This window comes from Cupriavidus sp. FW306-1B-F12B, from assembly GCF_058781795.1.
In genome coordinates, this window is record NZ_JBYSXC010000014.1 from 102,488 (window position 1) to 124,519 (window position 22,032).

At 66.1% G+C, this 22,032-nt stretch carries 19 protein-coding genes; 6 read left to right on the plus strand and 13 right to left on the minus strand.

The annotated features are described in order from the left end of the window. Window positions 1-81: 81 nt before the first annotated feature. The 4 genes from sorA (at window position 82) to AC3WLE_RS22360 (ending at window position 2,979) form a co-directional block, all read left to right on the plus strand. Window positions 82-1,347 (plus strand): SorA family sulfite dehydrogenase catalytic subunit, encoded by a 1,266-nt coding sequence (gene sorA, locus AC3WLE_RS22345; RefSeq protein ID WP_492319149.1) that lies wholly within the window; start codon window positions 82-84, stop codon window positions 1,345-1,347. A gap of 10 nt (window positions 1,348-1,357) precedes the next feature. Then, window positions 1,358-2,017, plus strand: a complete 660-nt coding sequence (gene sorB / locus AC3WLE_RS22350; protein ID WP_492350945.1) for a SorB family sulfite dehydrogenase c-type cytochrome subunit — start codon at window positions 1,358-1,360, stop codon at window positions 2,015-2,017. A 100-nt stretch (window positions 2,018-2,117) separates the two neighbouring features. After that, window positions 2,118-2,504, plus strand: coding sequence for an ArsR/SmtB family transcription factor (locus AC3WLE_RS22355; RefSeq protein ID WP_492319147.1), 387 nt, complete (start codon window positions 2,118-2,120; stop codon window positions 2,502-2,504). Beyond that, the gene (locus tag AC3WLE_RS22360) at window positions 2,494-2,979 is read left to right on the plus strand and encodes an SRPBCC family protein (protein WP_492356427.1); all 486 of its coding nucleotides are present in this window, start codon (window positions 2,494-2,496) and stop codon (window positions 2,977-2,979) included. The genes AC3WLE_RS22355 and AC3WLE_RS22360 overlap by 11 nt, the downstream gene beginning before the upstream one ends. Before the next feature lie 162 nt (window positions 2,980-3,141). Here AC3WLE_RS22360 and AC3WLE_RS22365 read toward each other — a convergent pair whose 3' ends face one another. The 13 genes from AC3WLE_RS22365 to AC3WLE_RS22425 form a co-directional block, all read right to left on the minus strand. Beyond that, complete coding sequence (locus AC3WLE_RS22365; RefSeq protein WP_025581855.1) at window positions 3,142-3,399, minus strand: PAAR domain-containing protein; 258 nt, start codon at window positions 3,397-3,399, stop codon at window positions 3,142-3,144. Window positions 3,400-3,405: 6 nt separating this feature from the next. After that, window positions 3,406-4,068: a hypothetical protein gene (locus tag AC3WLE_RS22370; RefSeq protein ID WP_492319146.1), complete on the minus strand. Its 663-nt coding sequence runs from the start codon at window positions 4,066-4,068 to the stop codon at window positions 3,406-3,408. Continuing rightward, a complete protein-coding gene (locus tag AC3WLE_RS22375; protein ID WP_492356428.1) occupies window positions 4,065-5,180 on the minus strand; it encodes a DUF6708 domain-containing protein in 1,116 nt (371 codons plus the stop codon). Before AC3WLE_RS22375 ends, AC3WLE_RS22370 begins: the two co-directional genes overlap by 4 nt. Window positions 5,181-5,322: 142 nt before the next feature. Further along, window positions 5,323-6,438, minus strand: coding sequence for a DUF6708 domain-containing protein (locus AC3WLE_RS22380; RefSeq protein WP_492356429.1), 1,116 nt, complete (start codon window positions 6,436-6,438; stop codon window positions 5,323-5,325). A gap of 9 nt (window positions 6,439-6,447) precedes the next feature. After that, complete coding sequence (locus AC3WLE_RS22385) at window positions 6,448-9,054, minus strand: T6SS effector BTH_I2691 family protein (RefSeq protein WP_492356430.1); 2,607 nt, start codon at window positions 9,052-9,054, stop codon at window positions 6,448-6,450. After that, the gene (locus AC3WLE_RS22390) at window positions 9,041-9,955 is read right to left on the minus strand and encodes a DUF4123 domain-containing protein (RefSeq protein ID WP_492356431.1); all 915 of its coding nucleotides are present in this window, start codon (window positions 9,953-9,955) and stop codon (window positions 9,041-9,043) included. The genes AC3WLE_RS22385 and AC3WLE_RS22390 overlap by 14 nt, the downstream gene beginning before the upstream one ends. A gap of 8 nt (window positions 9,956-9,963) precedes the next feature. Beyond that, a complete protein-coding gene (locus AC3WLE_RS22395; RefSeq protein WP_492356432.1) occupies window positions 9,964-12,438 on the minus strand; it encodes a type VI secretion system Vgr family protein in 2,475 nt (824 codons plus the stop codon). A gap of 454 nt (window positions 12,439-12,892) precedes the next feature. Continuing rightward, entirely contained in the window at window positions 12,893-13,918 is a 1,026-nt protein-coding gene (locus tag AC3WLE_RS22400) for a porin (protein WP_010813380.1), read from the minus strand. A 55-nt stretch (window positions 13,919-13,973) separates the two neighbouring features. Next, window positions 13,974-14,981 (minus strand): Bug family tripartite tricarboxylate transporter substrate binding protein, encoded by a 1,008-nt coding sequence (locus AC3WLE_RS22405; protein WP_492356433.1) that lies wholly within the window; start codon window positions 14,979-14,981, stop codon window positions 13,974-13,976. A 105-nt stretch (window positions 14,982-15,086) separates the two neighbouring features. Then, window positions 15,087-16,232 carry an acyl-CoA dehydrogenase family protein gene (locus tag AC3WLE_RS22410; protein WP_492356434.1) on the minus strand — a complete coding sequence of 382 codons (1,146 nt, stop codon included), beginning with the start codon at window positions 16,230-16,232 and terminating at the stop codon, window positions 15,087-15,089. 42 nt (window positions 16,233-16,274) lie between these two features. Continuing rightward, window positions 16,275-17,498 (minus strand): acyl-CoA dehydrogenase family protein, encoded by a 1,224-nt coding sequence (locus AC3WLE_RS22415; RefSeq protein WP_492356435.1) that lies wholly within the window; start codon window positions 17,496-17,498, stop codon window positions 16,275-16,277. A gap of 14 nt (window positions 17,499-17,512) precedes the next feature. Continuing rightward, a complete protein-coding gene (locus tag AC3WLE_RS22420) occupies window positions 17,513-18,202 on the minus strand; it encodes an enoyl-CoA hydratase/isomerase family protein (protein WP_492319137.1) in 690 nt (229 codons plus the stop codon). Further along, entirely contained in the window at window positions 18,199-19,422 is a 1,224-nt protein-coding gene (locus AC3WLE_RS22425) for a CaiB/BaiF CoA transferase family protein (RefSeq protein WP_492356436.1), read from the minus strand. Before AC3WLE_RS22425 ends, AC3WLE_RS22420 begins: the two co-directional genes overlap by 4 nt. Before the next feature lie 200 nt (window positions 19,423-19,622). On the opposite strand from AC3WLE_RS22425, the gene AC3WLE_RS22430 reads away from it, so the two are divergent. Both AC3WLE_RS22430 and AC3WLE_RS22435 read left to right on the plus strand, forming a co-directional pair. Further along, window positions 19,623-20,555 carry a LysR family transcriptional regulator gene (locus tag AC3WLE_RS22430; protein WP_010813374.1) on the plus strand — a complete coding sequence of 311 codons (933 nt, stop codon included), beginning with the start codon at window positions 19,623-19,625 and terminating at the stop codon, window positions 20,553-20,555. A gap of 222 nt (window positions 20,556-20,777) precedes the next feature. Continuing rightward, window positions 20,778-22,031, plus strand: a complete 1,254-nt coding sequence (locus AC3WLE_RS22435; protein ID WP_492356437.1) for an alkyl sulfatase dimerization domain-containing protein — start codon at window positions 20,778-20,780, stop codon at window positions 22,029-22,031. Window position 22,032: the final 1 nt, after the last annotated feature.

A 22,032-nucleotide genomic window follows, 5' to 3' on the forward strand; every position in this document is an offset into this window, starting at 1 on the left:
TTTCACAAGTTGATGCCGCGGCCTCAAAGTACCCGCCATAGCGCCTTGCGCGACACAACAAGCCCCTGAAGGAGACGCCCCATGCGAGACAAGAACAGTCCGGCGGAATCTGCCGCCCAGCCGGTGCCGGCCCGGCGCCGCATCGTCCAGGGCGCGGGCCTGCTCGCCCTCGGCGCCTCGCCGCTCGGCGCGCTGGCCGCCCAGGCCGCGCGCATCAGCGACGGCGTCACGCTGGCCGACGGCCCTCGCCCGCTGGTGCGCTATCCGGGCAAGCGCCCGCTGGTGCGCGTCAGCACCCGGCCGCCACACCTTGAGACGCCCTTCTCCGCGTTCAACGAGGGGCCGATCACCGCCAACGACGCCTTCTTCGTGCGCTACCACCTGGCCAACATTCCGCTGTCGGTGGATCTCGCCACCTTCCGCCTGACCGTTGGCGGGCATGTCAACAGGCCGCTGAAGCTGTCGCTCGATGAACTGAAGCGGCTGGCCGGTCCGGTGGACATCGTCGCCGTGAACCAGTGTTCAGGCAACAGCCGCGGCTTCTCCGAGCCACGTGTGTTCGGCGCGCAACTGGCCAACGGCGCGATGGGCAATGCGCGCTGGACCGGCGTGCCGCTGCGCAAGGTGCTGGAGCACGCGGGCGTCAAGGCCGGCGCCAAGGTGGTCACGTTCAACGGGATGGATACGCCGGTGCTGCCGAGCACCCCGGATTTCCGCAAGTCGCTCGATATCGCCCATGCGATGAACGGCGAGCCGATGCTGGCCTGGGGCATGAACGGCGAAGACCTGCCGCTGCTCAACGGCTATCCCGTCAAGCTGGTGGTGCCGGGTTACTTCGGCACCTACTGGATCAAGCACCTGTCCGAGATCGAGGTGCTGGACCACCCGTTCGAAGGCCATGATGCGTTCTTCATGACCAAGGGCTATCGCGTACCGGATAACGACTGCCAATGCGTGGCGCCGGGCACCCCCGCCAGCAAGACGCGACCGATCTCGACGCTGGCGGTGCGCAGCTTCATCACCAGCGTGGGCACGGGCGGCGTGCTGCCCGCCGGGCGCACGGTGGAGCTGAAAGGCATTGCCTTCGATGGCGGCTCCGGCATCCGCGGCGTCGAGGTCTCGGTGGACGGCGGGCAGAGCTGGCAGGCCGCGACGCTGGGCCAGGACCTGGGGCGCTTCTCGTTCCGCGCCTGGCAACTGCCGGTGAAGTTCGCGCGCAAGGGCCCGGCGGTGCTGATGGTGCGCGCCACCAGCGTCCAGGGCGAGGTGCAGCCGGCCAAGGCCAACTGGAACCCGGCCGGCTATCGCCGCAACGTCATTGAATCCACGCCGGTCACCATTGCCTGAGGAGCGCACCATGCATCGATCCATCACCCCAGTGCTGCTCGCGCTCGCCCTGCTGGGCGCGGGCAGCGCGTCCGCGGCACCCCAGGACATCAAGCTGCCGGCGGAGAACGTCAAGCTCAAACCCGCCAAGTTGCCCGGCTACGGCATCGCCATGCAGAAATGCGCGATCTGCCATTCGGCCGACTACGTCTCCTACCAGCCGCCCGGCCTGAGCCTGACGCAGTGGACCGCCGAGATGAAGAAAATGCAGCAGGCCTATGGTGCGCCGATCGACGATGGCGAGGTCGAGCAGCTCGGCGCCTACCTCGCGGTGGCCTACGGCTCCGCCAAGATCAAGGACCCGGAGATCGTGGCGATCGCGCAGAAGGCAGGCAAGCCCGCGCCGGCCGCACCCGCGGCCGCCTCGGCGCCTGCCGCCGCGGTAGACGTGCAGGGCCTGCTGGCCAGGAACGCCTGCCTGAGCTGCCACAGCGTGACGCAGAAGGTGGTCGGCCCGGCTTATCACGAAGTCGCCACCCGCTATAAGGGCGATGCGCAGGCACAGGCCAAGCTGGAAGCCAGCATTCGCGGCGGCAGCAGCGGCAAATGGGGGTCGGTGCCGATGCCGCCGTTTGCCGGCTTGAAGGCGGATGAGGTCAAGGCGTTGGCGGCGTACGTGCGGCAGCAATAGCCTCCGCCCCGCTTCGCCGACCACAAGACGCCCCGGCTGATGCCGGGGCGTCTTGCATTTTGCGCTTGCAGTTTCCGGTTACCTCTTTATACTTAGCCGTATGGCTAACCATTGTACCGAGTTTGCTGACGTGTCCCAGGCTGTCGATATTTCCCCGCTTTCCGACGTGTTCTACGCGCTGGCGGACCCGACCCGCCGCGCCATCGTCAGCGTGCTCGGCCGCGGGCCGGAAACGGTCTCGGCGCTGGCGGCACCGTTCACGATGGCACTGCCCTCGTTCATGAAGCACCTGCAGGTGCTGGAGCGCAGCGGCCTGATCCGCTCGCGCAAGACGGGGCGCGTGCGCACTTGCGAACTGGTACCGCAACCGCTGTCAGACGCGCAGCAATGGCTGGCCGACCAGCGCGCCATGTGGGAGGCCCGTACCGACCGCCTGGCCGCCTTTGTCGAAGCCCTTCATCAGGAGGAACAGTCAGATGCCGAATGAAAACGCCGCCAGCCCTGAAAGCCAGGACCTGGTCATCTCGCGCCTGCTCAAGGCCCCGCGTGCCAAGGTCTGGCGTGCATGGAGCGATCCCAAGCTGCTCAAGGAATGGTGGTGCCCCAAACCCTGGACCACCGAGGTCCTGGCCTTCGACATGCGCCCCGGCGGCGCCTTCCATACGCTCATGAAAGGCCCGGACGGCGGCGTCAGCGACAACCCGGGATGCTTCCTCGAGATCGTGCCGATGGAGAAGATCGTCTCCACCTCGGCCCTGGTGGCCGGGTACCGGCCCAACAAGCCGTGGCTGTCGATGACCGCGGTCATCACCATGGCCGACGAGGGTGACGGCACCCGCTACATTGCGCGCGTGATGCATCCGGACGAAGCCACTCGCAAGCAGCATGAGGAGCTGGGGTTCTATGAGGGCTGGGACATCTGCATTACGCAGCTGGATGCGTTTGCGCAGCAGTTGAAGTAAGGCTGCGGCAAGTGAATGGCGCCGGCACGGGACACCGTGCCGGCGCGACTTCCTTGATATTTCGCCGGTCTGCGTGGTGAGGTGAAGGTCTCAAATAAAATGGCCTCAAGGAAAGGCTGATTTGAACAACGTGTCGTCTGGCGGAGACGCTCCGAATCAACGTCACCCTACCGTGGCGCTGTCGCCGCCAATCAGCGTGGCCCCGCATCGCGTGCGATCCCCGTGTAACGCCGCGGGTTGCCCATCGACATCCATGCCCGAGCTGGCCTCTACGATTTCGTTGACACCGTGCAGGGGGCAGTCCACGAGGTCCCCGAGTCGGGCAATGGGCTTGCCGTCGAGCAGGCTCCCGGGCGACCCGGATTTGACAGGGCCGCCATGCGAATGCATATCGCCGACCTTGATCATGCTCTTGTCCATTTGTGCTTATCCATGTGGGTGATTGTTCTCCGGCACATCGTCCATCGTCTGGCAAGGGACAAAATGCCATAATTCCGCCTCCGGATCGAATACGGCGACCTGGTTCACGACCTGACCAGCTGAGTGCACTACCGTACTTGCGGTTGCCAGGGCACTGTCTATCGCGTGCTTCATGCGGTCGCCCTTCCAGATCCTGGCTAGCGACAGCAGTGTGTCCTGCCAGGCAAAGAGACCTGCGCTCTCAAAGAGACGGCTGATCGCGCGTCGCGCATCGGTGGTGTATTCAGGCAAAAGATTTCCCATCCGCAATGGCGCGCGCACGTCATGCACCAAGACGTTGCGCCGCCACTTGCCGCTTGGACTGAGCAGGAGCTGTCCGTCGCGGGCGAGAAAGCCGCAGGCAATGTCCAACTCCACGCCGGTCGGGAAGGTTTGCTTCACGCGGGTTGCGGGCAGCCGGTCAAGGGATGGAAACTTGAAGGCTTGATTGGGAGCACTGCCCCGCATTGAGTCCAACAGCAGGTCAATCGGCGACAGGTAGGCAGTCAGGACCGTCTTGTTCCCGTAGCACATGCCCCAGAAGCCTTCCATTCCGCGCTTGCCCGGTACATTGGAAGGTTGCTCGATCAAGATGACATGAGGCGCTGGTAGCGGCGAAGTGGTTGTCATGTGGCCTGTCCTGTGGTGTTTCGAAGCAGGGCTTCCGCTTCCGCGCGGGTCAGCGCGCCAGCCTTGCGTCGCTCCTGCTGCCGGTCGAGCATTCGCGCCAGATCCTCGCGGGAAGGCCTGGCATCCGGGCCGCTCGGCACGCCGATGTAGTCGTCGGCATACGGGCGGGCGTACGGGTCATTGGGCATGGGCCTGCACGCCGCCTCGATCTCCGGCGGCCACACGGGATCACTGCACGTGACGAGCACGAGCCAGCGGGCGATCGCATCCAGCAGTGCGAACGGTGCAAAAATGACGTCGGTCAAGGTGAAGAAGGCTCCGGAGAATTTACCCCCTCTGCAGATCTTGTAGCCTTCCCAAAACGTCTCCCGCGGCGCCCAGAAGCGGTAAGGCTCGGGCAGCCCAGCCGGCCCGTCCTGCATGTAGCGGCGGTAGTATTCCCACTGCGCGTAGGCTTCTTCCAGAGTGAAGACGAACTGGCCGAGCACGAATGCGCGGACGACGTTGCCACTCGCGTCGAGCTGGTAATGGCGGATGTCGTACATGTCGTAGGCGCGTGACAAGCCGCCCATGCGCCGATGGCCAACGCAGAAGAATTCGTCATGGCTCCAGGGCACTTCCCAGATGCCGTCCGGCTCTTTGGTGCGTATGGCATAGATGCGGCGTGTCCTCCGGTTCAGACGGATGGGGCGGCGCTTCAGGGTGAACATGTTGCGTCGCATCGGATCGAAGGCAAGCAGGCCGAAGAAGCCTGCAGAACTAAAGCCAAGTACTATCCCAACGATCGTACCGAACCAATACCCGTTCTTCGCCATCATTTCCTCAGGGTCTCTGAATGGGCTTGTTGCAAGCAATAATCCGTAAAAGAGAGAAAACGACGCAAATGCTAAACAGATAATCCAAAGCAGCCCAACGTTCTGCATCCGAGTCTGCGACTCATCGGTGATCTCCAGGCAGGTCGAATCAATGCGGTAGACATTGCCGCTCTCCAGCACATGCTCGCTGGCAGGCTGGTCGACATAGAGCCGGTGTTCTTGCTCCCACTTGCCTAGCGGTTTGCCCTGTTGGCGAAAATAGAACGGCGTACGCTCATCTTTGGTCGGGAACTTCATTGATCCTCCCCACGATTCCGCCTCCAGGCTGCTGTAGCGCTCGCTGGCAGGCACTTTTCTGAAGCGGCAGCGCTTGGTCCACGGTAGAGTGGCGGGACCATCCAAGAGCAGAATGCCGATGTTGATGTCTCGAAGTGGATGGTCATGTGGTCTGTTCTGTAGTGCTTCGAAGCAGGGCATTCGCTTCCTCGCGGGTCAGCGCGCCAGCGTTGCGTCGCTCATGCTGCTGGTCCAACATTCGCGCTAGATCCTCGTGGGAAGGCCTGGCATCAGGGCCGCTCGGCACGCCGATGTAGTCGTCGGCATACGGGCGGGCGTACGGGTCATTGGGCAAGGGCTTGCACGCCGCCTCGATGTCCTGCGGCCACATGGGATCACTGCACGTGACGAGCACGAGCCAGCGGGCGATCGCATCCAGCAATGCGAACGGTGCAAAAATGACGTCGGTCAAGGTGAAGAAGGCTCCAGAGAATTTACCCCCTCTGCAGATCTTGTAGCCTTCCCAAAACGTTTCCCGCGGCGCCCAGAAGCGATAAGGCTCGGGCAGTTCAGCTGGCCCATCCTGCATGTAGCGGCGGTAGTACTCCCACTGCGCGTAGGCTTCTTCCAGAGTGAAGACGAACTGGCCGAGCACGAACGCCCGGATAACGTTCCCGTTGCCATCGAGTTGATAGTGGCGGATATCGTACATGTCGTAGGCGCGTGACAAGCCGCCCATGCGCCGATGGCCCACACAGAAGAATTCGTCATGGCTCCAGGGCACTTCCCAGATGCCATCCGGGTCCTTGGTGCGAATGGCATAGATGCGACGGGTCTTTCGGTTCAGGCGGATGGGGCGGCGCTTCAGCGTGAACATGTTGCGTCGCACCGGATCGAAGGCAAGCAGGCCGAATAAGCATGTCCCGGCGATCCCGACGGTTGTACCGAGAATCACGCCGGCCCAATTACCCTTCCGGGCCATGACTTCCGCTGTCTCTCGGAATGGCACCGAAGCAAAGAATAGCGCTCCTACTAGGGCTAGAATTGTTCCAACGGAAAAGATAATGCATGCCATTCCCACCAGTTGTAGCCGACTCTGCGACTCGTCAGTGATTTCCAGGCAGGTCGAATTGACGCGGTAGACGTTGCCGCTCTCCAGCACGTGCTCGCTGGCGCGGCGGACAATGGACAGCCTGTGTTCCAACTCCCACGCTCCCAGCGTTTTGCCCTGTTGCCGAAAATAGAACGGCGTTCGCTCATCTTTGGTCGGGAATCTCATCGATTCTTCCTACTTGACGTCCTTGAGGCCCAGTTGCACGAATTCAAACGATTCCGCCTCCAGGCTACCGTAGTGCTCGCTGGCCGCCCCCTTGCTGAAACGGCAGCGCTTGATCCACTTGACCGTCGCCGGATCGTCCAGCATGAGGATGCCGACGTTGACGGCAAGCAGCACGACGAGGAACGGCCAGCTCGGTACGCCAACGAGGACGGCCAAGAATTCTTCGCTTGCTACCGAGAGGCCCGATATCGCCACTCCGGTGAGGCTCGAAGTGAAATAAAGGCCGGAAATAAGGTAGTTCCCCTTCTGATATTCATCTACCCCGTGGTAGCCATCCCAACCGATTCCTACTGCTGCCCCCGCAAAACCAATCCAACGCCCTCTGACAACCAGCTTCCTACCCATTTCCAGCCATTCCGCCTTCGGCGGTGAGCGCATGATGCGCCGGACCAGTGCGTGCGTCGGCGCCTTCTCCAGCACGACGCCAGTTTGCTCGGCAAGGGTCCCGGCCATGGACACCAGGCCTCCGACCAGCTTGATTCCTCTTTCGGGTTCGTCGAACTCGCCCGCCGCGCGGAACGATTGCGTGGCGTGATAGAGCGCCAGTCCCTGCAGGATGCAGGCGACCGCCCCGACATTCACGAAGCGTGAACCCAGGACCGCCTTGACTTGCCGCACCCCAGGCACGTCATTGGCGGTACGCAGCTTGAGGGCGCTCAGTTCCGGAATGCGCTCCAGGTCCTCTGTCTTGAACCACACCAGCCTGGCGGTTTGAGCCATGCGCTTGGCCGCGCGTCCGAGTGCCACAGCGTCCTCGCGCCGTCGGGTGCGGTCCAGTTGCTTGTACAACTCCGGATTCACTGTGGAGAGATCGTTCAGCACGACTGCGCGGATTTGCATGACGCTGGCCGTCGGAGCGATCAGGCGCACGCCGCCTAGCAGGCTCATCCCGTACAAGGCTAGCCTGGCCGCTGCCGAGCTGAAGCTGTTTGCAAGGGTCGGAATGATCTGGTCGGCCAGTATCCAGGTCAGGCGCGGTACCAGGCCCATTTTCGCTAGGGCTTCGGGAAGGGTGAGGCCCTTTGCCATGGAGTCCATCTTGTCGAGACCGCTCCTCAGGATGCCGAAGATGGCGGCATAGCCCTGATCGGTCGGGTCCGGCATGGTGTCGATGATGGGCTTGTGGTCCAGCAACAGGGCGCGCGCAAGCAGATTGCTGTGGTTTTCCGGATTCGCCTCGTTGAACCAATGCTGGATGACCCGACGGCATTCCACGGTGTCGAGCGCGTTCTCCAGGCAGCGCGTCAGGGATTCGTTGTAGACATAGCCGTGCGGCAGGTCCATCTTGTCATGCCGGTATTGCATGTAGGAAGCAAGCTGAGGACTCATGAGCCACTGTGCGAGCGAGGTCGCAATGGGTGCCAGCACGTTCTCGTTGAGGGCCTTCAGTCTGGGACTCAGGTCCTGGTGGCGCTTGCCTGGCATGAGTTCGTCTTCGTAGGGTTTCCAGGCGGCGTCACTGGCGGCCTTCTTGCGGGCAAGTCGCGTGGCTTCGCGCGCAGCGTCTTCGCGTTTCCATCGCTCAGCCGTCGCTTTTCCATTAAACAGAATCGACATGAGTTCGTAAGCCGGAAATCCATCCGGCGTGGTCGCCATGCGCTCGGCCTCGGCTGCCGCGGCCTCCGCCTCTTTCGTGTGCTGCGCCTCGGCGTTGGCCCGGATGTTCTTTTCGAGCGTATCCAGGAACAGATCTGTTGCCTTGTCCCAGATGACGCCGTTGTTTGCCTTAGCGTGCAGCTTGGGATTGGTCAAGATGCCCAGGTCTTCAGTGATTGCGAGCGGATCATTGAACGCCAGCATCATCGCCTTGCCGGGGGACACGATCTCCATCCGGTCCGCAAGCATCGAACCGCTTGTGGGGCCAATCGGAGCAATCTCGCCCAGGTTAATGGTTCCGGGCGGTGTCGCGCTCAGATACCGGAATGCTTGTTGTTGCGCTTCGGGCGTCATGGCGAACGATGCCACGCGCTTGTTGATTTCCGTCGCGCGGCCGCCGTGTGGCTGGTTCTGGTTGCCCATCCAGGCGGCCACGTCGAGGCATTGCATATGCGCCCTGCGCACATCGACTTTGTGCTTGTTGTCATCCAGTTGTGCCTTGGTCCAGGCTACATGCGAATAGGCGTACCAGACATGCGTCGCGTGCGCGGGATCGGGAATGGTGAAATACAAGGATTCAAGGCTATGGTGCGAACTGACACAGCAATTGAAAGCCTCCGGGACTTTGGCTGGGCCAGGATTCTCCGGTATGACCTTCCACAGGTGACCGCCCTTCATGACCACATAGGCATCCCACATTTGCATGGCTTCATGGAAGACGTACAGGAAGCCGGGGCGCATCGTGCGAAGGATGTACTGCACCCCGCTGCCGAGCTGGGCAGGGGCGTTCTCGATCCTGAAGTTCCCTGAGAGCGGCGGCGCCCCGTTCTTGTCCTCGGGTCCGACGACGGCGTACCGGACCGGCAGCACGGCCAAACCGGGTTCATGGTGACAAAAATTGCACGCCTTCACCGGTTTGGATGAACATTCCATCGTGCTGTCAACGTTATACATGACCATGGTGGCGTTCCGATGAGATTTGCCTGGCGTGCTGCGCCATGATTTTCATGAGTTCCCAGTCGTCGCTGGACAGCGATCCCAGTGCCTGGCGCAGCGTCATTTCGCCTGCGGCCACGGCGGGCCATGCGGCCTGCAGTTTCGGTTGGTCCTCGAACGGCTGCCCAAACGCCGCGACGTGTGTGGCGTAGTGACGGCGATCCGCCGGCAGGGTCAGATGCAGCACTTCGTCGGCGTGCCGCAAGGCGCGGTCCACTGTGCGGGCCTGTGCCAGGGACGGCTTGTTGCGCCCGGCAATGCGTGTCAGGACCTGCGCAATATCGGCGGTTTGCTCGACGGTGGGCCACTGCCTGGCGTCTGGCCACCAGGGTCGCGGCAACGTCGGCGGTGCCTCCGCCAGCGTCGGTCTGGCGAACTGGTACCAATCGCCCGCCCAGGCGAAGCCCCACGACTCGCTCGGGCCAAGGAGCGCACGGAGTTGGACGGGACGCAGCAGCCACGTCATGTGCGCAAATACGCGAGGGTCGTAGAAGCGCCACAGCGCGTGTCCGCCGGCATGGTCGGTGCCGGTGAGGCAGGACGCCAGATGGCTGCTGACTTCCTGGACAGGGGCGGCGCTCTGCAGCCACGCGCAGATGAGGGGCGGATCTCCACGCGCGGCTTCATCCTGGGCCACGTTCAATAGCATCTGCCGGTCTGCCGGCGACACGGTGGCCAGCTCTACCACGGCGGGCATCAGGTGTGCGTTGTCGCCGATGCCGGCGGGCAAGCACTGATGTAGCCTCAGGGCAGACAGATCCGCCAGGATGGGATCGTGATTTAGCGGATCGAGCACCAGGTAACCGTCGCCCCAGGCCTGCGGCCAGGGCAGTTGGGTCAATGGGTTGCCGATGGGTGCGGCCATGTTCGTCCTCAATGCAGAGGCACGGCACCGGCGCCGGATGCCGCCGCTCCCGCGGCCAGGTGCGAGCAGATCTTGGTGGTGGGCATCGTATAGGGAGCATTCTTTGGCCCGGTGAGCGACTTGCTGGCCGAGAACACAATCCACTTGCCCGTCGAAATGTTCTCGATGCCCTCCGGCGTGATGCGCAACTCGTTGCCTTCGACATTGACCCGAACGCCTTTCTTGCCGCTGATCTCGACCCAGTCGGTCGTGGACAGCAGGCGCAGCACTTTCTGTGCGATCACATCAACGCCATCCGACTGGGCCTGCACCTCCACCTTGCCCTTGGCCGAATACAGCTTGATCCCGTCGCGCTGGACGAAGAGCGAGAAACGGTCGCTGATCGTGGCGTACATGCCACCGCCGCAGGAGAATGAGAGGTGCTGGCCGCTGGTCAGCGCAATGTGTTCGCCGCTGTAGACGTGCGTGGATCCCGGCGCGGTGGTGGCAATGCCTGCCCGGCTGGCAACGGTGATGTGCGGCTCGGTGAATTCCCCCAGCTTGCCGCCACCCTTGACCGCATCGGCCTGGCTGCGCAAAGTCTTGGCAACCTCCTGCTGCTGCCCGGTCTGGGCCTGGGCATTGACCGCGCTCTGGGCGAGCGAATCCGCCAGGGTCAGGGCTTCCATGAACACATGGATGACATCCTCCACGTTCATGGCGTTGCCCTCGGCCCGTTCACGCGGGTAGGTGGTTAGCAGCATGCCCAACGCCGCGCGTAGCGCGGCATGTCCATCGGTGCGCGCCTCCAGCCCCTCACCACGCTTGTCGCGGCGTCCCTGCACGTCAGGAATGCCGGTGATGTACCCCATGCTGATCTGCGACTGCAGGTGGTCCGATGCGAGCTGCGCCTGGATTTGTCCCTTGGTGTCGTCCAGCACCAGGTGGTTACTACGACCACCATCGTGCTCGCGGCTGCGAATTCCGGTGAGAGCGAGCTGGTCCGGCAGCTGCCATGGCGGCATGTTGAGGCTGTTCGGCACCGCCCCCATCACAATGGGCTTGTCCGGATCGCCGCCGTCCAGGAACATCACCAGCACTTCGCTGCCGATGCGCGGGATGCTGACCTGGCCGTACTGTGAGCCCGCCCACGGCGTCGCCACGCGTACCCAGCAGGACATCTTGTTGAAGCGGTCCCACGGGAACTGCACGCGGACGCGTCCATACTGATCCGGCCACACGACATGGCGGTCTTCCGGCCCGACCACGGTCGCGCTTTGCGGCCCAGCGACCACCGGCCACGGGATGCTCAGCGCCGGACGGAAGACCTCATGGGTGGGGTGGCACTCGAACTCGACGCGGCAATGCCAGCGCTGGCCCTCGCCGGAGGCCTCGGCCACGTCTTCCAGCCTGAGGCTGGCGCCAAGCACCACGTACTCGCGGTTGGCCGCCTGCTGGGGGTGTCCCTTCACGTTCATGGTGCAGCCTGGCACCACCGCGCGCAGGTTGCCGGTGCCAAAGCAGCGCAGGCCACGCGAACGGATTTCCTCCATGCGGATGCGGGCGATCATGTCGCCTTCGTCCCACGGGCGGTTGTCCGTGGCCGGCTGGGCATGCTCGCTGGGGAAGTCGTACACCTCCTGGTGCAGCGCGCCAGTGTTCAGGCCGGTGTCTCGCGGGTCCGAACTGCTGGCGCTCAGGTTGCCGCGCGGCTGGGTGAAGCTGTAGGCATTGGTCGTGTACTTGCCTGCGACCACGGCATCGACGACCGAGAACGCATCGAGGTGTTCCTGGTCGACCCTGACGCCAGGCGGATGGATTTCCAGCACCTGGTACGCCTCGCTCGGCATGTTGAAGTAACCGCCGACGTGATCGACCAGAACCAGGCGGTGCTTGCCGTCAGAATGTTCGAAGAACCACGATATGCCCCAGTGCTGCATGAGGCGGGCGATGAAGGTGTAGTCGCTCTCGTCGCACTGGGTGCGGTAGACCCGCCTGGGGTATTTCGCCACGTCGAGCCTGCGCTCAACCGGAAAGGAGTACGCAGACAGGACCTCTTCGATGATCTCGATATCGGTGCGGTTCTCGAAGACGCGGCTGTTCCTGTTCTGGGAGGCAATCCACAGCCAGGGACGCAGCGTCAGTCCGTAGACGAAGTGCCGCCCTTCGGCACGCAGGTAGCGGGCGCGATCGACGATGCCGCTGATCTCGCGAGTGCCTGCGCCAATGCGTCCCGCCAACCCCGTGCCCATGCCGTCGAGTTCGATATGGACGGTCAGCTCGCGCCCGTTCATCTCGCGCAAGTCGAAATTACCTTCCGGGCCGTGGAAGTTATAGGCCTTGTCCGGCGTCTTCAGTTCGATGTCGTATTCGAACAGGCCGCAGACGCCTTCCTTGCCCTCCAGGCGTACGAAGGTGAAGGGGGACTGTCCGAAGAGTTCCGGCAACGCCGGACCAGACACGGTGACGGTGCGGGAGGAAAGGAACGGCGGTCGGTTATCCAAGTGCAGCACTCCGTAGCGTTGAACTTTCTCTTGCCGCAGAAGCACCAGTGTTCCGGTGCTTTGCTTTTCTCGTCATTTGCATGACCGTCAAGAAGATACGTTCGTCGCGTACGGTAGCCGTTATGCGTTGAGGAAGGAAGGTGGATTATTCAGATATCGCCATTGTTTTCGATTGAATGATAATTCCAATTGAAATTAAGGGATGTCCTATATCAATCTCGTATCGCCATGATCTATAGGGTCATTCCGTGCGATTTCGTTCGCCTTGTGAAGCGTGAAGAGTAAGCACAAAGGAAAATGACCCGACACGGAGCGACAGCCCGGGATGCGTTCTTGAGATTGGCGCCCTCCCCCACTTTGCGGGGAGCGCCGCGGGACAGGTGGCAGCCCGCCCCGGGTCTCCGTAGCCTCAGCCGCTTGGCCTCAGCCCCGCATGAACGGGCAGCAGTCCGTTTCAAAACCGATGCCGCAACCCCACGCTCACCGACTTCGCATCATCCCCGCTGCCCGGATCGATCACGATGCTGTTGTTGCTCACGCTGCCGCCGGGGCTGTTATGCACCAGCACCGCCCGCACATAGGCGGTGGTGCGCTTGCTCAGGTCATGGTCCCACCCCAGCGTCACCGCCAGCGGCCGCTGGCCGCCGCCCAGGATCTGGCGCTTGAGTGCGGCGGCCTTGAAGGTGTCGCGCTGCGTCACGTTCCAGCTGAAGGTCACGCCGTAGTGGCGTGCCGAGCGGGTCTCGGGCCGGTCGCTGCTGGCGGCGCTGTACAGCAGGCCGATCTCCACCGGCTTGAAGCGATAGGAGCCGCCGACGAAATGATTGGAAGTCAGCGTCGGTTCCACCGGCACGTTGGCGCCCGAATACATCCCCTGGTAGGAGTAGAACGCGTAGACGTTGCCGGCCTCGTAGGTCGCATTCATGCCGAAGTTCAGCCCTGAGCGCGCCGACCCCGGCACCTCGCCCGGGGCCACGGCCGCGCCAAAGGAAAAGCCGCCCCACTTGGGCGAGAAATACTGCACCGCGTTGTCGAAGCGGGCGCCGTAGGCCACGTGCCCGGTGCCCTGCGATGCGGTCGCGCTCAGCAGGTTGAACGGCGACACCGCGCCATTGAGCAGGAACGGATCCAGCCGCAGTAGCGCATAGAACGACGGCGTGTATTGCCGCCCCAGCCGGAACTCGCCCCAGTTGCCTGACAGGCCCAGATAGGCCTGCCGCCCGAACAGCCGGTTGTTGCCGAAGAACTCCGTGCCGTTGTCGATGTTGAAGCCCGACTCGACCAGGAAGTTGGCCTTGAGCCCGCCGCCCAGGTCCTCGATGCCGCGGATGCCCCAGCGCGACGCGGCCTGCTGGCCTTCGCGCATGCGCACCACGCTTTCCGAGCCCCTGGCGTATTCGATCGATGCATCGACCACCCCGAACAACTGCATCGTGCCCGCCACGGCATTGCCCGCGGCCAGCGCCGCGCCCATCACCATCCACTGTCTTGCCTTCACGCTGCCTGTCTCCCGTTGTTGTTGTTGTGGTCCAGCCTTACTTCGCCTGCAGCCCCGCCACCTTCACCACCTCGCCCCACGCGGCCAGGTCGGCGCTGACCAGCTTGCCCAGGTCGGCCGGGCTCGACGGCGCGGCAGGCTGCAGGTTCATGGCGGTGAATTTGTCGCGGTCGCCCGGTGTCTGCAGGATGCGGTTCACCTCGGCGTTCAGCCGGTTGACGATCGGCGCTGGCAGGCCCCTGGGGCCGAAGATCGCGACCCAGCTGGCTTGCTGGAAGGGCACGCCCTGCTGCGACATGGTCGGCACGTCCGGCGCCGTCAGCAGGCGCTCCGGTCCGGAGACCGCAATGCCCCGGATGCGGCCGGACTTCAGGTGCGGGACCGACGAGATGGCGTCGGTGATGCCGATGGTGACGTGGCCCGCGGCCAGGTCGTTGCTGCACTGGGTGGCGGTCTTGTAGGGGATATGGCGCAGGTGGATGCCGGTCTTGGCCTTCAGGTATTCCATGGCCAGGTGGCCGCCCGAGCCCACGCCCCATGAGCAGTACGCCAGTTCCGTCTTGCTGGACCTGGCGTAGGCAATCAGCTCCTGCAGGCTGTGCACCGGCACATTGGCGCTGACCGCGAGCAGGTTGCCGCCGGGCTGGCTGGGGCGTGCGATGGGGGTGAAGTCCTTGATCGGGTCATAGGGCAGCGACGGCGTGGTCCACGGGTTCACCGTCATGGTCGCGGCATAGGTGAACAGCAGCGTGTACCCGTCGGGCGCGGCGCGCGCCACGGTCTCGTTGGCGATGATGCCGTTGGCGCCGGGGCGGTTGTCGACCACCACCGGCTGCCTGAGCGCGGCGGTCAGGCGCTCGGCCACCAGCCGTGCCGTCTGGTCGGTCACGGTGCCCGCGCCCGAGGGCAGCACCATGCGGATGGGCTTGCTGGGGTATGGGGCCTCGGCGTGCGCGCTGGCGGCGCCCGCCAGGGCCAGCGCCGCGGCCAGGGCTGCTGTGCGCGTGGCACAAGCCCTGCGGGCGCCAGTGTGCTGGCTGCTCATATTGCTGTCTCCATTGCGGCGCATTGGCCGCGCATGCCGGTGCGTTGCCGGCGTGTCATGGGTGGGCGCACCGGGCACCGGCCCGGGCGCCCTGGCTGAACCGGCTCAGGCTTGCGCCTGCGCGGCGTGATCGAGTGCCGCCAGCCGTTCGTAGTGCCAGTCGGCATCGCCGAACAGGTTGGCGTGGGCGGCCAGGCGCTTGTAGCAGTGGCCGATTTCCATCTCGTCGGTCATGCCCACCGCACCGTGCAGCTGCACCACGTCTTCGCCGAGCGTGCGCCCGGCATCCGAGACAAAGGCCTTGGCATGCGATACCGCGCGCATGCGCGCCACCGCATCGCCTTGCAGGGCGTTGGCCGCCAGCTCGGTGATGGCGCGCGCCTGCTCGACGCTGACATAGAGGTCCACCAGCCGGTGCCGGATCACCTGGTTGGCCGTCAGCGGGCGGCCGAACTGCTCGCGCGTCACCAGGTAGTCGCGGGTCAGGTCGAACGCGCGCGACATGGTGCCCACGGCTTCGGCGCAGGCCATCACCGTGGCCTGGTCGATGGCGGCTTCCACCAGCGGCCAGGCGCCGTCCACCGGGCCGATGCGCGCGCTGTCCGGCACGGTCGCGCGGCGCAGCGTCACGCTGGCGGTCTGGCGGCCGTCGTAGGTCGGCAGCGCATCGACGCTGATGCCGCGCGTGTCGGCCGGCACCGCGAACAGCGTCAGGCCGTCGCGGTCGCGGCGCTGGCCGCCGCTACGTGCCAGCACCAGCAGCACCGCGGCGCTGCCGCCGCCCAGCACCAGGGTCTTGCGGCCGTCCAGCGTCCATTGCCCCGGCTCATGCTGTTGCGCGGTGGTGCTGATATCGAAAGCGTCATAGCGTCCCTGCGTTTCCCATGCGGCCAGCGCCAGCATCGCGCCACCCTCGGCCATCGCCGCCGCGATCGCGGCGTGGGCGGGATCGCCGCAGGCGGCCAGCAGCGGCGCGCACAGCGCGGCATTGGCCAGCCAGGGCTCGGCAGGCTGGGCGCGGCCCAGTTCCTCGGCCAGCAGGGCCTGGTCCGCGGCATCGCCCAGGCCGCCGCAGGCTTCGGGCAGCCCCACGGCCAGCCAGCCCATTTCGGCAAATGCCTGCCAGTGCTTGCGCGAGAAGCCATCGGGCTCGGCCAGCGCCGCGCGGCGCTGCTCGAAGCCGTAGCCGCGCTCGACATAGCGCCGCACGCTTTCCTGCAGCATGCGGCGATCGTCCGTTGAATCGCTCATGTGTTCAGTCCTTGTCCTGAATTGCGGGCACGATTGGAGCCACTACAGGCCCAGCACCTGCTTGGCCAGCAGCTCGTGCTGGATCTCGCTGGAGCCGCCGGCAATGGTGTAGCCGCGGGTGACGAAGCGGCGCGCCGATGCCGCCGCGGCGTACGCCGACTGGCCCGCTTGCGGCACGGCGGGCTCGAAGTGCGCGGCGCGGTCATAGGCCAGCGTGTCCGGCCCCAGCGCATCGACCGCCAGGTTCTCGATGTCCTGGATCAGCCGGCTGCCCAGCAGCTTGAGCATGCCGGTCTCCGGCCCCAGCGTTTCGCCGGCGCGCGCGCGCTTGCGAAAGCGCAGCACGGTTGCAGCCAGCGCTTCGAGCCGCACCTCCAGCGCGCGCATCCGGCGTGCAAACCACGGGCGCTGCGACAGCGGCTGGCCGCCCTCCTCCAGCTCGTCGCCGATGGCGCGCACCTTGGCCAGGCGGCGGCGGTTCTCCGCCACGCGCGCCAGGTTCAGCCGCTCATGCTCGAGCAGGGACTTGGCGATGGTCCAGCCGGCGTTCTCTTCGCCGACGAGGTTCTGCACCGGCACTTCCACCTCGTCGAGGAACACCTGGTTGAACAGGTGCCAGCCATGGATGCCCACCAGCGGCCGCACGCTGACGCCGGGGCTGCGCATGTCGATCAGCAGGAAGCTGATGCCCTGCTGCGCGCGCGCCTCGGTATCGGTGCGCACCAGGCAGAAGATCCAGTCCGCGTACTGCGCGTAGGAGGTCCAGATCTTGCTGCCGCTGACCACGTAGACCTCGGTGCCGTCGGGCCCCGTCCTGCGCACCGCACGCGTCTTCAGCGACGCCAGGTCGGAGCCGGCGTTCGGTTCGGAATAGCCCTGGCACCACCAGTGCTCCTGGTTCAGGATGCGCGGCAGGAAGTACTGTTGCTGCGCCGGCGTGCCGTAGCGGATCAGGATCGGGCCGATCATCTCGAAGGTGATGCCGCCGCTCTCGGGCGCGTGCGCCAGCACCAGTTCTTCCTGGAACGCGGCGCGGCGCTCGGCGCTCCAGTTGCAGCCCTGCCATTCAGGCGGCCAGTGCGGCGCCAGCCAGCCGCGTTCGGCCAGCCGGTGCTGCCAGTCGACCAGCTCTGGCTTGCTGAGTTCCAGTCCGAGGCGGACCTTTTCGCGCACGGCATGGGGCAGCGACCGGGCGACGAACTCGCGCACCTCGCGGCGAAAATCCTGCAGCGACGCGTCGTCGTCGGTGGTGATGGAATCTGTCATGGAAATATCGGTCCTCAGGAATGCTTGTCGCGCGCGGCAGATGCCATGCGCCTCGTCGCGGCGCGCATGCCGCCCTTGATCGCGGCCACGCCTTCCACCGGAAAGCCGCCGATGGTGGCGGCCAGGCCGCGCGCGCGGTCCAGCACCTCGGCGTCTTCGACCAGTTCGGTGGCAATGCCCAGGCGCAGCAACTCCGGCGCGGGCACGCGGTCGCCAAGCAGGCACAGGCGCGCGGCCACGGCCTCGGAATGGCGCAGCGCCAGCCAGTCGGCATTGCGCGGCGCCGCCATGCCCAGGCGGATCTCGCCGATCTGCAGGAAGGCCCCGGCGCCGCACACCAGCAGGTCGCCGGCCAGCGCCAGCGCCGCCCCCCCGTTGATGGCATGGCGCTCCAGCGCCACGATCCATGCCTTGCGGCTTTGCAGCAGGCCCAGGTGGACGCGCTCCCAGACCGGCGCAAACGCGGCCAGCCCGCCCGGCTCCGCCTGCAGTGCCTGCAGGTCCAGGCCGGAACAGAAGGCGCCGTCGGCGCCGCGCAGCAGCACGGCGCGCACGCTGTCGTCGGCGGCCAGGGTCTCGATGGCGTCGCCCAGCGCGCGGGCCAGCGACATGTCGACGGCATTGCGGCGGGCCGGGCGGTTCAGCACCACCTCGGCCCAGCCGGCATGGCGCTGCAGCAGTACGGGGGCTTGGGGGGTGTTCATGCGGGCTCCTGCTGGGCTTGTTCCACGCCGATCGCGCCGGCGCGGGCCATGGTGTGAATCTCCGCGGCGCTGTAGCCAAGTTCGGCCAGCACCTTGGTCGTATGCTGGCCGAGGCGCGGCACCGCGGGCATCGCCCCTGCCGGCATGCTGGCCATGGTGAAGGGCAGGCCCGGCAGCTCCAGCTGGCCGCCCTCGCCGTCGTCAACGGCTTGCAGCACGCCGCTGGCGCGCACGTCGGCGCTCGCGTTGACCTGGTGATAGTCACGCACCACGCCCACCACCACCTGGTGGCGCTCCAGCAGCGCACGGGCGGCGTCGCCGCTCAGGTGGCGCATGGCGTCGTGCAGGATGGCCAGCAGCGCCGGGCGGTTCTGCACGCGCAGCGCATTGCAGGCAAAGCGCGCGTCCTGCGCAAGCGCCGGCTGGCCGATGGCCTCGCACAGGCGCGTCCAGTGTTCGTCGAGATAGGCCGACAGCACGATATGCCCGTCCGCCACCGCGATCACATCCGCGGCCGGCGCCGCCTTGGGCTGGCTGTTGCCGCTGCGCACCGGCAGCGCGCCGGAGCACTGGTACTCGGCCCACAGCTGGGCCTGCATCTGCACGCCGACCGAAAGCAGCGAGGTCTCGATAGTCTCGCCGGCGCCGGTGCGCTCGCGCCGGAACAGCGCCGCCAGGATGGCGTTGCCGGTCGCCAGCGCGGTGGCCGCGTCGATCAGCGCGAAGCCGGCCTTCAGCGGCTGCCCGCCGGCCTCGCCGGTCACGGACATCATGCCGCTCTCGGCCTGCGCGGCAATATCCAGCCCGGGCCGCGTGCGCGACGGCCCGCGTGTGCCGAAGCCGCTGATGGAGGCATGGATCAGGTCGGGACGCGCCGCGCGCAGCGTGGCGGCGTCCAGCCCCAGCGCTTCCATCACGCCCGCGCGGGTGTTGTGCAGCACCACGTCGCTGGCCAGCGCCAGCCGCCGTGCGGCGTCCAGCCCGCCGGGCGTGCGCAGGTCCAGCGCGATGCCGCGCTTGCCGCGGTTGTAGGCCAGGTACATCGGGCTCTGCGGGCTGGTGCCGTCAAAGCGCCGCGCACTGTCGCCGCGCAAGGCCTCCACCTTGACCACGTCGGCGCCCAGGTCGGCCAGCATCATGGCCGCACCCGGCGCCGCGATGAACTGCCCGAACTCCGCCACGCGTATGCCTGCCAGCGGCAGGTCTTGCCGGTTCGCCATGCGATCCCACTCCTCGAAGATGCCGGCGCTGCCGGCGGTTTGCGACGATGTGGAGCGATCATGCGTTGGCACGGCGCATCACGGCAGATGCCAAAACTGCTTCGGTGCAAACCAGCGGTTAGCACCCTGGGGTTATCCCGAACCCGCCGGAATGCCGCTATGCTGTGCGCCCAGTGCGTCGTTTGAGTGGAGCCAAATCCATGCGTCTGAGCCAAGTCCAGGACTTCATCGCCGTGGCCGAGCACGGCAGCATCCGCGCCGGGGCCCGTGCGCGCGACGTGTCGGCACCGGCACTGACCAAGAGCATCCGCCAGCTGGAAGAGGAGCTGCATGTGCCGCTGCTGACCCGCACCACCCGCGGCGTGGTGCTGTCGCGCTACGGCGACGCCTTCCTGCGGCGCGCGCGGCTGATCGCCACCGAGGCCCGCAAGGCCAGCGAGGAAATGGCGCAGATGCTGGGCGCGCGCAACGGCGTGGTGCGCGTCGGCACCACCCGCGGCCCGGCGCATGTGCTGCTGCCCGCGGTGGTCAAGCGCTTTCGCGTGCAGCACCCCGACGTGCTGGTGTGCATTGACAGCTGGGGCTACCCGACCCACCTGGACGAACTGCGCTCGGGCGTGATGGACATGGCAGTCAGCCCGGTCCCGGATGAGGGCATCGAGCGCGAATTCACCTGCGAGCCGCTCTACAACAACGACTCGGTCGTGATGGCGCACCGCGAGCATCCGCTGCGCAACGCCCGCAGCCTGCGCGAACTGATCGGCTCGGACTGGATCCTGACCGGCCAGCGCATGCACGGCCCGGGCGCCGCCATCCTCGATGCCTTCCGTGAACGCGATCTGCCGTTGCCGCGCGTGGCGGTGCGCTGCGACACCATCGGCATGATCGAGCACCTGATGCAGGACCGCCACCTGCTGTGCATGCTGCCGCGCCAGATGGTGGCCGGCCGGCTGGCCGCCAATGGCCTGGTGCCGTTGCCGATCGAGGACAAGCTGCCCAGCCACACCGTCAGCCTGATCTACCGCGCCGATTCGCCGATGACGCCGGTGGCGGCGCAGTTCGCCACCCTGCTGCGGCGTGAAGTCCACTATCTGTCCAACCTGCCTGACAGTCCGCTGCGCCGACTGGACTGAAGGCAGCCGCTACCGCAGCGCGCGCCGGCGGGGAACTCCCTGCACCCGCGCGGTGCTAACCAGCGGTTTACACCTGAAATTCCAAAACCTCCGCCGGGCCGCACCGGCGCTTGCTTTGCGGCCGGTACGCCGCATCCCGGCGGGACTTTCCCCAATCCCCGGGATGCCCCTTCTTGCGTGACAGTTGCGCTGGACGCGACCTGGTTCGCAGAGGAGGCAAGCATGCAGGACATTGAGGACCGGCCGGCGGCACTGGTCACTGGCACCGGAATCGAAAGCGTCGGCGACGGCGTGTGGCTGCTGCACGGACAAGGGCAGAGCTTTGTCGCCGACGTGGGCGGCGGCCTGCTGGTGGTCGACAGCGGCCCCGGCGGGCGCGTCACGCGCGGCATGATCGAGGCGCTGCGCACGCAGACCGGGCTGCCGGTGCTGGCCATCTGCTACAGCCACGGCCATATGGGCTACAACGCCGGCCTGCAGCAATGGCTGGACCACGCCGCCGCGCGCGGCGAGCCCGCGCCGCGGGTGCTGGCCCACGTCAATGTGCTGGCGCGGCAGGCGCGCTACCGCGAGACCCAGCGCATGCAGGAGCGCATGGCGGAGATCCAGTTCCGCCAGCCGGCCGGCGCGCTGGCGGGAAAGCTGGTCCACATCGAACCCACCGAGACCTTTGCCGATGGCCTGACGCTGGGCCGGGGCGAGCGGCGCGCGGAAATCCTGTGGGCACCGTCCGAGACCGACGACGCCGTGGCGGTCTGGCTGCCGGGCCGGCGCCTGCTGTACGGCGGCCCCGCGGTGATCGATTCGATCCCGAACATCGGCACCCCCTTCCGCACCATGCGCGACACCGTGCGCTGGGCCGATACGCTGGAACGTTTGGCCGGCCTGCAGCCGCGCACCGTGGTGCGAGAGTTCGGCGCCACGCTGCAGGGCGAGGAAGAATGCCAGCGCGTGCTGTGCCAGACCGCCAGGGCCTTGCGCTGGCTGCGCGCGGAGGTGGTGCGGCTGATGAACGCCGGCTGCAATGAACGCCAGGTGCTGGCCGCGCTCAAGCCGCCGGCTGAGCTGTTCGACCAGCCCTGGATGCGCCCCACCTATGGCGACCCCAGCTACATCGCGCGCGACATCTACCGCTCGGAGAACGGCTGGTGGGACCGCAATGCCACCACGCTGCATCCGGCCGCGCCGCAGCGGGCGGCGGCCGAGATCGCCGCGGCCGTCGCCGATCACGGCGCACTGATCCGCCACGCCCAGGCCCTGGCCGCACGCGGCAACACGCAGCTGGCGCTGCACGTGATCGACGTGCTGGCGCTGGCGCCCGATGAAACGCCCACCGTGCGCGAGGCCCGCCAGCTCAAGGCCGCCTGGCTGCGCCAGCGCGCCACGCAGGTCCGCAGCTATGTGTCGCGCAGCCTGTATGGCGCGGCCGCCGACGCGCTGGAAAGCGACGCGGCGGACAACTTCGGCATGCACTAGG